18 protein-coding genes and 1 pseudogene are annotated in these 14,951 nt (G+C 66.2%); 7 read left to right on the forward strand and 12 right to left on the reverse strand.

Going from position 1 to position 14,951, the window contains the following annotated elements:
* Positions 1 to 36: 36 nt before the first annotated feature.
* The 5 genes from IT882_RS05920 to IT882_RS05940 form a co-directional block, all read right to left on the reverse strand.
* The gene (locus IT882_RS05920; protein WP_195693562.1) at positions 37 to 522 is read right to left on the reverse strand and encodes a glutathione peroxidase; all 486 of its coding nucleotides are present in this window, start codon (positions 520 to 522) and stop codon (positions 37 to 39) included.
* 24 nt (positions 523 to 546) lie between these two features.
* Positions 547 to 1,005, reverse strand: a complete 459-nt coding sequence (locus IT882_RS05925) for a MarR family winged helix-turn-helix transcriptional regulator (protein ID WP_195693563.1) — start codon at positions 1,003 to 1,005, stop codon at positions 547 to 549.
* 90 nt (positions 1,006 to 1,095) lie between these two features.
* Positions 1,096 to 1,356, reverse strand: coding sequence for a Txe/YoeB family addiction module toxin (locus IT882_RS05930; protein WP_195693564.1), 261 nt, complete (start codon positions 1,354 to 1,356; stop codon positions 1,096 to 1,098).
* On the reverse strand, positions 1,353 to 1,604 hold the full coding sequence (locus IT882_RS05935) for a type II toxin-antitoxin system Phd/YefM family antitoxin (RefSeq protein ID WP_195693565.1): 252 nt from the start codon (positions 1,602 to 1,604) through the stop codon (positions 1,353 to 1,355). Before IT882_RS05935 ends, IT882_RS05930 begins: the two co-directional genes overlap by 4 nt.
* 167 nt (positions 1,605 to 1,771) lie before the next feature.
* Positions 1,772 to 2,284, reverse strand: a complete 513-nt coding sequence (locus IT882_RS05940) for a MarR family winged helix-turn-helix transcriptional regulator (protein WP_195693566.1) — start codon at positions 2,282 to 2,284, stop codon at positions 1,772 to 1,774.
* A gap of 22 nt (positions 2,285 to 2,306) precedes the next feature.
* Here IT882_RS05940 and IT882_RS05945 point away from each other — a divergent pair, with 22 nt between their 5' ends.
* Together IT882_RS05945 and IT882_RS05950 are read left to right on the forward strand one after the other, a co-directional pair.
* Entirely contained in the window at positions 2,307 to 2,714 is a 408-nt protein-coding gene (locus IT882_RS05945) for a nuclear transport factor 2 family protein (protein ID WP_195693567.1), read from the forward strand.
* 104 nt (positions 2,715 to 2,818) lie between these two features.
* Positions 2,819 to 3,190 carry a hypothetical protein gene (locus IT882_RS05950; protein WP_195693568.1) on the forward strand — a complete coding sequence of 124 codons (372 nt, stop codon included), beginning with the start codon at positions 2,819 to 2,821 and terminating at the stop codon, positions 3,188 to 3,190.
* Between the two features lie 19 nt (positions 3,191 to 3,209).
* On the opposite strand, the gene IT882_RS05955 is transcribed toward IT882_RS05950, so the two are convergent.
* A complete protein-coding gene (locus tag IT882_RS05955; protein WP_195693569.1) occupies positions 3,210 to 3,791 on the reverse strand; it encodes a dihydrofolate reductase family protein in 582 nt (193 codons plus the stop codon).
* Between the two features lie 75 nt (positions 3,792 to 3,866).
* Between IT882_RS05955 and IT882_RS05960 the strand changes: the two genes are divergently transcribed.
* Complete coding sequence (locus IT882_RS05960; protein ID WP_195693570.1) at positions 3,867 to 4,439, forward strand: YdeI/OmpD-associated family protein; 573 nt, start codon at positions 3,867 to 3,869, stop codon at positions 4,437 to 4,439.
* Positions 4,440 to 4,530: 91 nt separating this feature from the next.
* On the opposite strand, the gene IT882_RS05965 is transcribed toward IT882_RS05960, so the two are convergent.
* Both IT882_RS05965 and IT882_RS05970 read right to left on the reverse strand, forming a co-directional pair.
* Positions 4,531 to 4,824: a hypothetical protein gene (locus tag IT882_RS05965; RefSeq protein ID WP_195693571.1), complete on the reverse strand. Its 294-nt coding sequence runs from the start codon at positions 4,822 to 4,824 to the stop codon at positions 4,531 to 4,533.
* 27 nt (positions 4,825 to 4,851) lie between these two features.
* Positions 4,852 to 5,271, reverse strand: coding sequence for a nuclear transport factor 2 family protein (locus IT882_RS05970; RefSeq protein ID WP_229382338.1), 420 nt, complete (start codon positions 5,269 to 5,271; stop codon positions 4,852 to 4,854).
* Positions 5,272 to 5,414: 143 nt separating this feature from the next.
* Here IT882_RS05970 and adhE point away from each other — a divergent pair, with 143 nt between their 5' ends.
* Positions 5,415 to 8,114: a bifunctional acetaldehyde-CoA/alcohol dehydrogenase gene (gene adhE / locus IT882_RS05975; protein ID WP_195693572.1), complete on the forward strand. Its 2,700-nt coding sequence runs from the start codon at positions 5,415 to 5,417 to the stop codon at positions 8,112 to 8,114.
* Positions 8,115 to 8,329: 215 nt separating this feature from the next.
* Here adhE and IT882_RS05980 read toward each other — a convergent pair whose 3' ends face one another.
* The gene (locus IT882_RS05980; protein ID WP_195692261.1) at positions 8,330 to 9,736 is read right to left on the reverse strand and encodes an IS1380 family transposase; all 1,407 of its coding nucleotides are present in this window, start codon (positions 9,734 to 9,736) and stop codon (positions 8,330 to 8,332) included.
* A gap of 137 nt (positions 9,737 to 9,873) precedes the next feature.
* The gene (locus tag IT882_RS05985; protein ID WP_195693573.1) at positions 9,874 to 11,400 is read right to left on the reverse strand and encodes an arylsulfotransferase family protein; all 1,527 of its coding nucleotides are present in this window, start codon (positions 11,398 to 11,400) and stop codon (positions 9,874 to 9,876) included.
* 167 nt (positions 11,401 to 11,567) lie between these two features.
* On the opposite strand from IT882_RS05985, the gene IT882_RS05990 reads away from it, so the two are divergent.
* From IT882_RS05990 to IT882_RS16895, 3 genes are read left to right on the forward strand one after another with little or no spacing between them, the layout of a single operon-like run.
* Entirely contained in the window at positions 11,568 to 12,161 is a 594-nt protein-coding gene (locus IT882_RS05990) for an RNA polymerase sigma factor (RefSeq protein WP_229382339.1), read from the forward strand.
* On the forward strand, positions 12,127 to 13,095 hold the full coding sequence (locus IT882_RS05995; protein ID WP_195693575.1) for a CU044_5270 family protein: 969 nt from the start codon (positions 12,127 to 12,129) through the stop codon (positions 13,093 to 13,095). The genes IT882_RS05990 and IT882_RS05995 overlap by 35 nt, the downstream gene beginning before the upstream one ends.
* A 17-nt stretch (positions 13,096 to 13,112) precedes the next feature.
* Positions 13,113 to 13,235 (forward strand): hypothetical protein, encoded by a 123-nt coding sequence (locus IT882_RS16895; RefSeq protein ID WP_267490545.1) that lies wholly within the window; start codon positions 13,113 to 13,115, stop codon positions 13,233 to 13,235.
* Positions 13,236 to 13,284: 49 nt separating this feature from the next.
* Here the strand turns inward: IT882_RS16895 and IT882_RS17290 are convergent.
* Together IT882_RS17290 and IT882_RS06010 are read right to left on the reverse strand one after the other, a co-directional pair.
* Positions 13,285 to 13,955: pseudogene (locus IT882_RS17290) on the reverse strand (GAP family protein).
* Between the two features lie 38 nt (positions 13,956 to 13,993).
* Entirely contained in the window at positions 13,994 to 14,902 is a 909-nt protein-coding gene (locus tag IT882_RS06010) for a universal stress protein (RefSeq protein WP_195693577.1), read from the reverse strand.
* Positions 14,903 to 14,951 lie beyond the last annotated feature (49 nt).

Raw genomic sequence — 14,951 nt, forward strand, 5'->3', positions numbered from 1 at the left:
GCCACGTCAATCGACGGTGGGTGCAGAGCCTGCGAATCAGGCGGGGAGTGCTTCTTCGATCGCCTCAATGACTTCGGGAGCGTCGGGGAGGGTGCGGGGGCTGAAGCGCCACACGCGGCCGTCGGGGCTGATGACGAACTTCTCGAAGTTCCACGAGATTTTGCCGGCCTTGCCGTCGGCGCCAGGCACCGTGGTCAGCTGTTGGTAAATCGGATGCGCGTTCTTGCCGTTGAGCTTGACCTTCTCTGACATCGGGAAGGTGACGCCCCATGTCGCCGAGCAATACTCAGCGATCTTCTCTTCCGAGCCGAGCTCCTGCAGGAACTGGTTGCTCGGAAAACCGATGACCGTGAACCCGCGATCGGCGTATTCCTTCTGCAGCTTCTCGAGCTGCTCGTACTGTGGCGCGAGCCCGCAGCGGGAGGCGACGTTCACGACGAGCGCGGCCTTACCGTCGGTGAGTGCGCCGAAGGTCGTCTCCTCACCGCGGATCGTGGTGACGGGAATGCTGCTGAGGTCCATGGAGGGTCCTTCTTTCGGGAGGGGTCAGGCGGAGCGAAGCGAGGGGCGGTCGGCGCTGGTCATGCTCTCGCGCAGACCGTGCAGGGTATCGATGAGGCTGCGGGCGGCATCCGGTTCGAGGTTCATGGCGTCGGCGACGCACCCGACCACGCGGTGCAGCGACGCCCGCAGATCGTCGGATGCCTCGGTCGCCGTCACCGCGACAGCACGGCGGTCTCCGGCAGGGCGCGTGCGCTCGATGAGTCCCGCGGTTTCGAGCCGGTTCAGGATGCCGGTGATCGTGCTCGCGTCGAGGTGGAGCTCAGCGGCGATGCGGCTCGGACTGGTCGAACCCTCGCGCCACAGGATGCTGAGTACCAGGAGCTGCTGATACGTCACGCCCCACGGCGCGAGCAGTTCGCGATAGAGCTGCACGGTTGCCTGCGCGGCGGAATACACCGCGAAGCACACGGCATCCTCGACGCTCGCTGCGGTTTCGGTCACACCAGAAGCTTCGCATGCAAGTTATTGGCATGCAAGGTAGCGAGGACTCGGATTCCGAGACTTTCCGGCCGTTCTGCGTGCCCCCGTGAGTCAGTAGTGGTCTCGCGCCTGCAGGATGACAATGTGTTCATCGGTCACGTAGTAGACGAGTCGGTTCTTCTCGTCGATGCGACGAGACCAGGCGCCTGAAAGTATGTGACGGAGCGGTTCGGGCTTTCCGATGCCGTCGAACGGATCGCGAACGATATCCGCGATGAGGAGGTTGATCCGGTTCAGCGTCCGGCGGTCCTGTGTCTGCCAGTAGACGTAGTCCTCCCACCCGTTCGGGTCGAAGGAAAGCGATCGCGTCACGCGTCGAGGAGGTCGTGCTGCTCAAACTCTCCGCGACGCGCACGCTCGACGGCCTCCAGTAGTCGCTCCGCGTTCGCAGCGTTGCGCAGGAGGTAGGCAGTCTCGGTCAGCGCGTCGAAGTCGTCCTTGGACATGATCACGGCGTTGCCGCGGCGGGAGACGACTTCAACGGTCGTGTGGTCCTCGTTGACCTGCTGAATGAGCCCGAACAGACTCTTTCGTGCTTCGGTCGCGGTGATGGCGGCCATGGTAGCTCTCCGTTCGGCTGAGTAGTACGTAAAACGGTACCACTCCGGCGCTCGGTCGAGGACCGGCGTACGGGCATCGGACTCGTCAGGTCGTGTCCTGGCCGGATCTGCATGTGGGTCACCGCAGTGTGACCACTCCCCGATAGGCCTCGCACGTCGGCATCCTCCTAGGAGGCGGTGGCTGAGCCGCCTCGATGGTGACGATTGTCGGGCTGCCCCTCAGGGTCGGGGACCGATCGATCCTTCACGTGGCCGCCGATCCCGAGGTCGTTGAGGAGCGCCGCGAGAACGACTGTCGCGCCCGCGAACTCGGGCGTGCTGACACGGCCCGCGACTCTTGCGTTGAGCCGAGAGCGGACGTCGCGCGCCGCTGTGATCGAGTCATGACCACGTGCGGTCAGCTGTACGAGCTTGCGACGCGCGTCTGAGGTGTCGGAGATGGTCTCGACGTACCCGAGGTCGGTGAGTTCGCGCACTGTCTTCGACATCGCTTGCTGCGTGACGTTCAGCGAGCGGCCGAGGTCGGAGATCGACTGCGGGCCGGTCATCAGTCGCTGAAACACGTAGCCGTGCCGCGTGCGCAGCCCGTCGAAGCCGCTCGCGAGCAGGTGCTCGCGAACGTGCCGCTCGATGGCTCCCGCGGCGAGCGATATCAGCGATGGGAGGTCTACCTCATCCATACTCACAACTATAGTTGTGCATATGAACTTGGATGTGACCTCTCCGGATGCCGTCAGTGCTGTCGTCCGCAGATACTTCGCCGTCGTCGGCGATCTCGACTCGACCGAAGACCAGCTGCGCGCGGTCGTCGACCCGGATGCCGTCTTCCGGGAACTTCCCAACCCCATTGCTCCGAGCGGGCACGAGCGGAGCCTCGAACAGGCCGTCGCGGGGTTCCTCTCCGGCAAGTCGCGGCTGACAGACCAGCGGATTGACGTCCACGAAATCCTCGTTTCGGGCCATCGCGCCGCCGTGCGTTCCACCTGGCGCGGCGTCCTCGGCGGCACGGAGATCGTGGCGCACATGGCGGGCTTCGTCACGGTGAGGGACGGCCTGGTCGCATCTCACGAGACGTACGACTGCTACGAGCCGTTCACTCTTTCCCCCTGACGTCCAGGCCAGCCCTCAGTCGTGCGCGAGGGTCATCGAGACAGATCACGTTGCCGCGGGGCGTTTGTTAGCGTCTTCGTGTGCAGAACAGTGCGCCTCGCTCAGTGGCCTGGATCACTCAGACGGTGATCCTGTCGGGGTTCGCGCTCGTGTTCGGAACGTTGGGCATCGGAGCGCTTCTTGGCGCCTGGGACTTCGGATTATCCGCTGGTGCGGGGATGATCGGTCTGCTGCTGGTCACCGATGGAGCGCTCCTCGCAGCGGCGGCGCTGTTCGCGGGCAGAGGCAGCGTATTGATCGACGTGTTCGCGATCGCGGTTGTCCTGGCAAATGCGGCGGCAAGCGTCGCTGATGACGTCGGCCCCGCGGACCTCGCAACGTTCGCGCTCAGCCTTGTTGCCGTGACGCTGATCATCCTCAACTCACGGACGACGCGCCAGCGAGCGAAACTGCCACGGGCGGCATCAGACAGCTGAATCGGCGTGCCTGCCGCCGTCAGGCGTCCTGAATCGCGTAGCGGTGCATCGTCACATCGCCGGCGTAGGCAGCCTGCTCGATCAACCGCAGCGACACAGGCGTGGTCACCTCATCGAACAGTGGGCGTCCCGACCCGAGGATTACCGGATGCGTGAAGAGCAGTACCTCGTCGAGCAGCCCGGCCGCGAGAAGCTGCGTGGCGACATCCGCCCCGCCCACGCCGATGTCGCCGCTCGAACTCGCCCGCAGCTCGCCGAGCCGCTCGATCGCGTCATCCCCGCCGAACACCGTCGTGTTGTACGGCGCTTCCTTGCGTGTGCGTGAGACGAGGATCTTCGGCTTGTCCGTCCAGATGTGGCCATATTCCCGGTACACCTGCGGGAAGTCGGTGTTCTCGCGCGCGGCGGGCCAGAAGTTCTCCATCGTCTCGAAGACCTTGCGGCCCTGCACCATCATCGTGAGTGCCTCGGCGCGCGCGTTGAACTCCTCGTGCAGCTCATCGCTGATGCTCATCCAGTCGCCGCCGCCCTGCTCGTCGTGCGCGTGCTCGATGAACAGGTCGAGCGAGACGTTCATCCAATACACAAAGCGTGCTGGCATGCATCCTCCTCGTCCAAGCGGTGCGCACAGTCCACCACGCCGGGCGGTGTCGGTGCGAGGGGGTAGCTTTCGAGGATGGTCGCCCACAACGACAAGCCCGAGCTGCACGTCGACACCGTCGAAGTGTGGGAGCAGTGGCTGGATGCCGATCCTAGCCCCGATGGCGTACGGCTCCGTCTGCGCAAGACGGCATCGCGCAAGCCGGGTATTACCTACTCCGAAGCGCTCGATGTCGCGCTATGTTTCGGCTGGATCGACGGACAGAAGCAGTCCCTCGACGCCGACTACTTCCTGCAGGCCTTCACTCCGCGCCGCCCCCGCAGCCTCTGGTCGAAAGTCAACATCGCGCACGTAACCCGCCTGATCGGCGAAGGGCGGATGCGGCCTGAGGGCCAGCGCGAGATCGACCGCGCGAACGCCGATGGCAGGTGGGATGCCGCCTACCGCCAGAGCGATGGCGACATCCCGGCCGAGCTGCAGGCGGCGCTGGATGCCGACCCGAAGATTGCTGCCGCGTTCGCCGCCCAGTCCGCGCAGAACCGCTTTGCGATGTCGTTCCGCGTCGGAAACCTCAAGCGGCCGGAGTCTCGCGCCGCCCGCGTCGCCGAATACGTCCGGATGCTGGATCAGGGCGACACGCTCCACTGATCGAGACGCGCGCCTCGCAGACCCTTGGGAGACAGGGGACGGCAGCCCCTGTGCGACGGCAGCAAGCGCCCATCGTCCCGGAGAATCGAAGCTAGCTGGCAGATTCAGATGCTGTTCGCTGGTGACGCCTGCGTGCCACATGCCAGCCCGTGAGAAAGGCGGCTGCTATCAGTCCGATCGTCAGGATGACCCATCCGACGATCGCGATCCGCGACACGAAGACGCCACCGTTGCCCGGAGTGAAGACCTCGCCCGCGAGTGGCTGATACGCGAACCAACCAAACTCCACGGGGGTCGCGAGACCGACCGCGAGCATGATGACGCCCACGGCGATCACAACGCCGGCTACCGCCCATGCCACGATCGACGTCGCCGAGGTTTTCATACCTCGACACTACGTCGGACGATGGGATCAGTTCTCGCCGTAGTGGGCCTCGTTGAAGGCATCCCGGATCGGGAAGGTGTCATAGACGATGTGCAGTCGCTCGATCAGGCCGTGCCCATCGAGCTCGGCGACATCAACGACCGTGAACGGCGCGGGTTCCCCCGTCGAGAGGGTCCAGTCGAAGTCGAACCAGAAGCTCACGACCGTGCGCCCTTCGGTCGATCCGGTCATGGTGGTCCGCAGCGTGAGCCGCGAGTTTGCGGTGTCGGCGAACAGGGCGGGATAGAACTCGGTCGCCGGCATCGTGCCATAGAGGGGAGACTCGACGATTCCGTCGGGAGCGAAGAGGGCGATCACCCGGTCGGCATCGGCGGCTTCCAGGCTCGCAAGATACTCGTGGACCATTCGGTCGACATCCGTCTGCATCCCGTTCTCGTGCGCGCCCATGGCTCGACACTAGCGAGCGCCGAAGCCGACGAGACCGCTCCCGCGACGGGGACCATAGTCCCTGTATGTGGTCTGACCACAGTGCCACGATGGTGTCAGGACAAGGGCGTGGACACCGGGTCCATGCCAGGTAGGAGGATCTGATGTCCACCACCATCGATGCACTCGTGACGCGAGCACAAGACGCTCTGGCCGAGTACGCATCATTCACCCAAGAGCAGATCGACCAGATCGTGCGCAAGGCGTCGGTGGCGGCACTCCACCACCACGGCGAACTCGCCGTCCTCGCTGTCGAAGAGACCGGTCGTGGTCTGTTCGAAGACAAGGCCGTGAAGAACATGTTCGCGTGCGAGCACGTCACGCACTCGATCATCAAGCAGCGCACGGTCGGCGTCATCAGCCACGACGAGATCACCGGAATCACCGAGATCGCCGATCCCGTCGGTGTCGTTGCGGGCATCACGCCCGTGACCAACCCGACCTCCACAGCGATCTTCAAGTCCCTCATTGCGCTGAAGACCCGCAACCCCATCGTTTTCGCCTTCCACCCGTCAGCACAGAAGTGCTCGGTGGCCGCCGCCCAGATCGTTCGGGATGCCGCCGTCGCGGCCGGTGCGCCGAAGAACTGCATCCAGTGGATCGCCGAGCCCTCACTCGAGGCATCCGGCGAGCTCATGAACCACCCGGGCGTCGCGCTGATCCTCGCGACCGGCGGCAACGCCATGGTTCGTGCGGCCTACTCCTGCGGCAAGCCTGCCCTGGGTGTCGGTGCCGGAAACGTCCCCGCCTTCATCGAACGCTCCGCCAAGGTCGGACGCGCCGTCAACGACGTCGTGCTCTCCAAGGCGTTCGACAACGGCATGGTGTGCGCCTCCGAGCAGGCCGTCATCCTCGACGAGCCGATCGCGACCGAGGCGATGGCCGAGTTCACGCGCCTCCACGCCTACGTCGTGAACGCCGACGAGAAGCGCAAGCTCGAAGAGTTCATCTTCGGCGTCCACGCCAACGCCAAGAACTGCGGCGAGGCCAAGCTCAACGCGAAGGTCGTCGGGCAGTCTCCCGTCTGGATCGCCGAGCAGGCCGGCTTTACGGTGCCCGAAGACACCTCGGTGATCCTTGCCGAGTGCGCCGTCGTCGGCCCCCAAGAGCCGCTGACCCGCGAAAAGCTGGCTCCCGTGCTCGCGGTGCTGCGCGCCAAGAACGCCGAAGAAGGCATTTCGCTGTCTGAGCAGATGGTCAACTTCGACGGCCTCGGCCACTCCGGTGCGATCCACAGCAACGACCAGAGCGTCATCGACGAGTTCGCCAAGCGCGTCCGCGCCGTCCGCATCATCGAGAATGCCCCCTCGGCCCTCGGCGGCATCGGCGACATCTACAACGCCTTCATGCCGTCGCTGACCCTCGGTTGTGGCTCCTACGGACGCAACTCCGTCTCCAACAACGTCTCGGCGGTGAACCTCGTGAACGTCAAGCGTGTCGGTCGGCGCAACAACAACCTGCAGTGGTTCAAGGTTCCGGCCAAGACCTACTTCGAGCCGAACGCGATCCGCTACCTCATCGACATGAAGGGCGTCGAACGGGTCACGATCGTCACCGACCCGACGATGACCAACCTCGGATTCGTCGACAAGGTCATCGATGTGCTCAACCGCCGGCGCAACCGCGTGCACCTGCAGATCATCGACCGGGTGCAGCCCGAACCGAAGCTCTCGAGCGTCGTCGCGGGTGCTGCCGAGATGCGGGAGTTCAACCCCGACACGATCATCGCGCTCGGTGGCGGTTCCCCGATGGATGCCGCAAAGGTCATGTGGTTGCTCTACGAGAACCCCGACGTGCAGTTCTCCGACATGCGCGAGAAGTTCTTCGATGTTCGCAAGCGTGCGTTCAAGTTCCCGGACCTGGGTAAGAAGGCGCAGCTCGTGTGCGTCCCGACCACGTCGGGGACCGGATCCGAGATGACGCCCTTCGCGGTGATCACGGATGACGAGACGGGCATGAAGTACCCGCTGGCCGACTACGCGCTGACCCCGTCGGTCGCGATCATCGACCCGGTCCTGACCTCGGCGCTGCCGGCCAAGGTCGTGGCGGATGCCGGATTCGACGCCCTCACCCACGCGACGGAGGCCTACGTCTCGGTGTACGCAAACGACTACACCGACGGCCTGGCCCTGCACGCCATCAAGCTGATCTTCGAGAACATCGAACGCAGCGCGAAGGCACGCCCCGGCAGCACCGACCCCGCCGACATCCAGGCTCGCGAGAAGATGCACAACGCGGCATCCATCGCAGGCATGGCCTTCGGCAACGCCTTCCTCGGGATCGTGCACGCGATGGCCCACGTCACCGGATCGAAGTTCCACCTGATCCACGGACGCACCAACGCGATCTACCTGCCGCACGTCATCCGCTACAACGGGCGCATCCCCACGAAGCTGACCAGCTGGCCCAAGTACGAGCGCTACATCGCTCCCGAACGGTTCCAGCAGATCGCTCAGCACCTGGGTCTGAAGGCGGCGACGCCGGAAGAGGGCGTCGAGTCCTACGCCCGGGCCGTGGAGAAGCTGCGCGACCTGGTCGGCATCGAGCGCTCGTTCCAGGCGCAGGGTGTCGCCGAGGAGGCGTTCATCGGACGGCTGGATGAGCTGGCGATGGCCGCCTACGAAGACCAGTGCGCACCGGCCAACCCCCGGATGCCCATGCTCGCCGACATGAAGACCCTCATGGAGGCGGCGTACTACGGAACCTCGTTCGACGAGGTCCGTGCCCACCGCGGTGAGGTTGCGGTTGCGGGAGAAACCCCGGCAGAGGCCCCCGCAGCCCCGCTTGCCAAGCGCGGCGCGTAGTACGAGATCACCGAAGCCCCGCCGGGTCGCGTTTCCCGGCGGGGCTTCGGCGTGCCCGGCGCACCGGGCCTTAGCCTCGATCCACCGATGAGCCTTGGGCGAGGGGGCTCGACTTGATGGATGCGGCTTTGACCGGCCGCGGGCAGGGTTGTGTTCCGGGCGTCGCATCCCGGTCGTCCACTGTGTTCTCGGTCGGGCCGTCGTCGCGGCGGTGGTCAGTTCGTGCTGACGTGTGGTGGGGCGTGGGTGGCCGTGAACAGGCGATCGAACGCGGCCTGCCAGGGCCAGGCCGCGGGCAGGTGCATGGTGATGCGCCGGGCGGATCGTGCGAGGCGTGCCGGGACAGTGATGAGGGTGCGGCGGATCGTCGCGGTTGTCGCTCTGGCGAGCCGCCCGGCGCGGTCGGAGATGAGTCCGGCGGTGCGGGTGAGGTTGAACGCGATCACCGCGAGCACGAGCCAGGCGCTGTTCGCGGTGAACACCCCGGACGGAAGGTGAGCGAGCGGTCCGCCCTTCAGATCGGCGTGGACCTGTTCGATGATCGCGTGGGCACGGTGGGTCTTGTCCGCCGCGACGGTGCCCATCGTCTGCTTGTCGGTGGTGGTGAAGAACGCGTGGTGCCGGTAGACGTCGAACAAGGTCGGCTGCTCCACCTTGTTCGGGTTCAGGTCCGGGATGCGCCGCACCACGAGACGTCCTTCGACCCGTTCGGCGATCTTCCGGGAGCGGAACGCGACGAAGGGCACTTCGGCGACTTCGGCTTTCGAGATCCACCGCCCGGTGGCCTCGTCACGGATCGCGTTCGGATACTCGATCGTCTCCCACCCGTCCTCGGGGATCGACGAGATCGCTGTCTTCACCGCAGGGTCCATCCGGACCGTGACAGATACGTCCGCGCCGGACTTGATCGCGGTGCCAACGGTGCCGTGCCCATAGAACGCGGAGTCGGCCCGCAGCAGCGGCCGGACACTGCTCCCGATGTTCATGCGGCGGAGGGTTGCGAGGACGTCACCGACGATCCTGGCGGCGCCTTTCGGGGAGCCGGTCTTCCCCTGCCGGAGCCGCTGACCCAGGATCACCGGTGCTGACGAGGTCGTCGACGCCGTCGCAAGGAGTGCGTTGAGTCCGCGGACGCCGGAGTACCCGAACGAGGCGCCCTGCTTCTTGTATCCGTGGACCTCGACGATCGTGTCGTCCAGATCCACCATCACCCGCTCACCGCCCCGAACCTGCAGCAGCGGTGCGGCCGAGGCGAGGTTCACCAGAGTCCGGGAAGCGACGGCATCGAGCTGGCGGACATGCCCGAAACGGAACTCGCGCAGGAACGAGCCCAACGTCGACGGCGCATACGTCCGATCGAACAATCGCCCCATCCCGCCGTGACGGAGCAGGTTCATGTCGTCGATCGAGTCCGCACCGGCGAGCATCCCCGCCACCAGCGCCATCACCTTCGACCCGGCGTTCGCGCCCCTGTCCGTCGGGACGCTCAACCTCGACTGCGCGAGCTCGTCGAGGCCCACGGAACGGGCGAGGCGGAGCATCGGGACCAGACCCGCGGCCGACACGAGATTCGGATCATCGAACATCGCTGACACAGCAGCGGGAGCATGCTTGAATTGCACCTACGAGATGCCTCTCGGATCGGTCGAACAGCGGTCTAGACAATCACTATTCTTCCTGATCAGAGGGGCATTTCTGCGTCACCGCGCCCGCTCAACCCCACGGCTCATCGGTGGATCAAGGCTTAGTAGCAGCAACCTCAGCCCACCGGCTCGGGCGCGGCGATCTGGGCGGCACCGCCGCCGATCACCTCGCCCGCGGCATCCATCGCGCGCACCCCGACGTACGCCCCCAGCGTCGCACCCGCCGGGATCGGAATCTCGGTCTCGAACCCCTCCCGCGGCACGCGTGCGATCTCGACGGCGGATGCCTCATCCGACCCCGTCACGAGCTGCCACGATGCGACCTCCGTCGCACCATTCCACGAGGCGAAGACGCTCGCCGAGGTCCCGTCCTCGACCAGTTGCGCGTCCGGGGGAGTTGCGGGCGTCGCCGACCAGGGCAGCACGTAGGCCCGATAGCTTGTTCCGCCGGTAAATGTGGCGTCGTAGAGCAGAGTCCCGTCGCGATCGAACTCCGAGTAGAACGGCTGCGAGCCCCATCCGACCACGACGTTCCCACCCGGGAGCTCCTGCAGGTTGCCCTGCGTCGCCGACATCCGCTCCTGCTCGGGCGCGTATTGGCTGAGGAGCGACGCCGTCATGGCGTCCTCATCCAGAGCCAACCGCAAGCCTCGAGACCATCCGGCGTCATCCTCGGACTGGTTGTCGAAGAGCGTGATCGTGCCGTCGGCGCGGCGGTGAGCGTCATGCTGCCATGCGAAGCGAGCGTCGTCATCGATCGCGAAGTCGCTGTCTCGCCCACCCAGGCGCCACTCCACGGACGCCGTGTCGCGATCAAGCCGGTAGACCGTGCCCGTGTTCCGTGCCGACGCCAGAAAGCCGTCGTCACCGTCGAGCGACACAGCATTGAGGTGGATGTAGTCATAGGGGTCGGCGCGGGTGCCCTGATCCTCGTCGAGAACGTGCCGCGACTCGGTCACCGGAACCTCGTCGAGCGACGACCACTCGAAAATGACCTCACCGGTGGCGATATCGACCTCCTGAACGTGGCCCTCCAGAACGTACCCGTCGCGCGGGCCGCCGACCTCGGTCAAATCCGCGGGAGCGGTGACATACGCGAGCAGCAGCATCGTTCCCCGCTCGGTGATCGTCGTCTCGTGCATGTCGGCGTTTCCTGCGCCGATCGGCGCGCCCGTCGACACCCGGGCGATCTCGGCGTAGGTGTCATCCAGGATGACGACCTCCCCGCGGCCGTGGAATCCCGATTGACCGATCCAGTAGGTGAGCACCGGCTCGCCCTGATACTCCTGTACCCGCAGGTCGAACGCCGAGTCCTCGCCGGTGTTCGCGACCCAGACCGGGTCGCCCTCCCCATCCACAATCATCGCGCCCTGCATCGCCGACCCGCGGTCGAGGTCTTTGGGGCCGACGAACGCGTACATCCCGTCGCGCGACAGGGTCGCACCGCGCTCAGATATGGTCACCGTCACGATCGGCGGCGTGAGGTCGGGCCGGCTCACGAACGCCCACGGCTCGGCCGTCGTGAACTCGTCCTCGTTCGACTCCTCGGCGCTCGTCTGCTGCGCACAACCCCGAGCGCCAGCACGATGACGACCCCGGCAGCGGCGAATGATCGGCGACGCGTCATGAAGGGAGTGTGTCACGGGAGCGGATGAGCTCGCGCCGCGCTGAGGAGATTCTCACGTGCGGTCTCGGGGCGTCACCCCTCCGATGGCGGTAGCGTGCCCCGCGGGGATTGGGCGATACAGGCCGGTTCACCATGTCCGGAAAATTCGCGTGAACCGAATCGATGAGATCGAGCAATACGAGTGTGCCCCCCGACAACGAACTGATCGAACGCTCCGCGCGAGAACCGGCAGTGTTCGCGACGCTGTTCGATCGCCACGCGAGCGCCGTGTATCGGTACGCCGCGCAGCGGCTGGGTGACCACCTGGCCGATGACGTGATGTCGGAGACGTTCCTCGTCGCCTTCGAGCGTAGGTCGGCCTACGACCTCGATGTGCCGGATGCGCGGCCCTGGTTGCTGGGGATTGCCACACGCCTCATCCGCAAGCACGCGCGCGTCGAGGCAGTCGCGTGGCGGGGCATGGTCGCTGATCTCGCGGCGCAGGTCGCGCCCGATTTCATCGATCAGGCAGGCGCTCGCATCGACGCTGAGCGGCTGACGCGGCGGCTGAGCACGGCGCTGCGCCGGCTCAGCGCGACGGATCGGGACACCCTGCTGCTCTACGCGTGGGGCGAACTGAACTACGAGGCGATCGCCGCAGCGATGCAGGTACCGGTAGGAACCGTTCGCTCGCGCCTTCACCGCGCACGACGGCACCTGCGGCGCGCCGCAGGAATCGACAACCTCGAACAGGAGACGGACCGTGGACGAATTGACACTGCTCCGCAGCACTCGTGACCGGCGGCGAGAGCCCAGCCCCGAATCACTCACCGCGGGGCGCGCAGCGCTGTTGACCCGCATCGCTGCCGACGAAGGAACTGCGCCGGCAGCCGCAGCCCGCTCGCGGCATCCGTGGCGGACGGGCCTGACGTGGTCGACAGCGGGAACTGCGGCTGCCATCGTCGCGGTGCTCGTGGTGGGTCAGGTGAGCATGACCGCGTCGTCGGCGCACGCGAGCGACCTCCTGCGGTCCGCGGCGTCGGAGGCCACACACTACGCGGATCTCACGCCGGGATCGGGGGAGTACCTTCGCTCGGTCACGCATGCTCGCTGGCCCTCGTGCAGACCGGCCGCCGACGGCGGTCCCGATATCTGCGAGCTCAATGATCAGACGCTCGATGTGTACATGCCGGCCGATCCGACGCGCGAGTGGGTGCTCGTACGCGACTGGGGCAACCAGACCGGGGTGACAGGAGAGTCGATCGAGACGATCACGGCTCACGACGGCACGTTCTACGGGCAAGACCGTTGGATCCCCGTGGACTACGCAGACATTCCGACGGACGGAGCCGAGGCCTACGCGTGGATCGACGCCCAGGACCAGGGCGGGTCAGCCTCTCGTGATGAAGGCAACTTTGTTCGCATTGCCGACATCCTTCGATCCGGTCTCGTTCCTGCCGCGCAGCGAGCCGCGCTGCTGGACGCTCTCTCCCGCATCCCGGGTGTCAGCGCGACCGAAGGCGTTGCGAACCTCGACGGCGCCGTCGGTGTTGCGATCGGCCGGAACGAACCGTTCCGAGGCAGTGAGCGGCGTGAGATCATCATCGACCCCGACACGGGGCTCGTGATCGGAGAGCGCGCTCTCGCGGGAGCGAACTTCTTCGGATGGGAACTCGGTGAGCAGACCTCGCTCACCGCCGTGGAAACGACGATCGTGGAGGTAGCACCATGACAATGCACGCTCGAGCCGTGAGCCCAACCGACATCGGCCTGCCGCCGACCTTCTCGGTTCCCGTCCCGGTCGACACCGCCTGGGTCGCCGCTGAGGCACCCACGGAACACGCGGGGCGTTCGGGGCAACCACACGCCTGACGCTCCCGGCGCACCCCGGCCGGGCTCAGCGGATGACGCGGTGGTCGCTCTAGACCAGGTTCACAACGGCGATGCCGACCAGCAGCGCCCCGAGCAGCACCACCGAGAGGTTCAGCACGAGCGACGAGTTCGCGACGAGCCAGTCGCTGAAGCGCTCAAGGCGGGGTCGCACTGACTGGCTGCCGAACACGTAGGCCAACACCAGTGCGGCGACCGTCGAGACCGCGACCGCGGTGAAGATCAGAACCGCGAGGCTGCTTCCGACGACGTCGAGGGAGGCCGAGCCGATGGCAAGACCTGCCGCGACGGCGAGGGTGAGGTTCTTGGGGCGCACGTTCATGGCGATCCCGAACGCGAAGGCTCGGCCCGGGCCGACGTGATCCATCGCCTTGGTCCACGACGGGGGCTTGCGGGCGATGTTCGCCGTCGATCGGCGACCACCCGCCAGATGCCGGCGACGACGAGCGCTGCCCCGAGCACCAGTTCGACGACGTGCGCCCACGGAGGCATGCTCGCCTCGCTGCTCGGCGGAATCAAGCGCGCTCCGAAGGTGAAGAGCGTGACCAGCACCAGAACGCCGGAGGACCAGCCCGCGAGGTAGCCGACACTGACCGGAACGGGATTCGGCGACAGAAGAAGGAGCACGACCGCGAGGATGGGGAACAGGCTCAAAGCGACGGCGAGCCCCAGGGGCACGATGTACCACAGCACCGAATCCACCCCTCGACTCTAGAGCCGGGCGTGGGGTGCGTGTGGCCTCAGGGAACGATGAGCACCGGTGCGTTGAGGTTCATGAGCACGTCATGCACCACGGTCGAGATGTTCGGGGGAGCCTCGCTCTGGCCGCGTCCGATGACCAGCATGGCGGCGTCGATGGATGCCGACAGCAGCGCCGGCGCGACGTTGTCGGCGACGACCCGGGAACTCAGATCCAGGTGCGGGATATCGATCAGCGCGTGGGCACTGGCCCGCGCCACGACATCCCGTGCCGCCGATGCGCGGTACTCGCCGTTGCTCGAGGATTCCTCGTGCGGAACCGGAGGGCGAGCGTGGATGAGGACCAACTGCTGATCGGTGCGGGCCGCTTCGCGGGCTGCCTGCATCAGCGCGGCATCCGATGTCGGCGAGCCGCTGATGCCGACCACGACGCCCTGACGCCCCTCGTACGGCAGGTTCGGAACGACCAGCACTGCCGAGCGGGCCGCAGCGACGACATAGACGGATGCTGCGCCGAACGAACGTCCGCGCAGAAAACCGGTGCGGTGCGAACCCACCACGAGAAGATCGTGCGGGCGGGCAGCGCCCGAGAGCACACTGGGGGCCCGTCCGTGGACGAGCTCGGTCTGCACGTGGGGAACCCCGGCATCGACCGCGCGCCGTCGAGAAGCATCCAGAACATGGATGCCGCGGCGCTGCGCGTCAGCCATGTAGTCTGCACCGGCCACACCCCAGGTGTCGTCGACGACGTGAACGAGCAGCAGTTCGCTGCCGTGATCGGCGGCATAGGTGATCGCCCACGCGAGCGCACCGGAACTGGGTCCTGACCCGTCAACGCCCACGACGAGCCGGTCGTAGGGCGAGACCCGCCAGATCGCGTCGCTGGCCGGCGCTTTCAACGCGCCGCGCTCAGACAGGCCCACCTGTGAGTCGTGGATTGTGTTCGGCATCCGTCTGCACCTCCTGTCTTTTCCAGCATCCGATCCGCGCGGTAACCCG

It is taken from the genome of Microbacterium schleiferi, assembly GCF_015565955.1.
In the GTDB taxonomy this organism is placed as follows: Bacteria; Actinomycetota; Actinomycetes; order Actinomycetales; family Microbacteriaceae; genus Microbacterium; species Microbacterium schleiferi_A.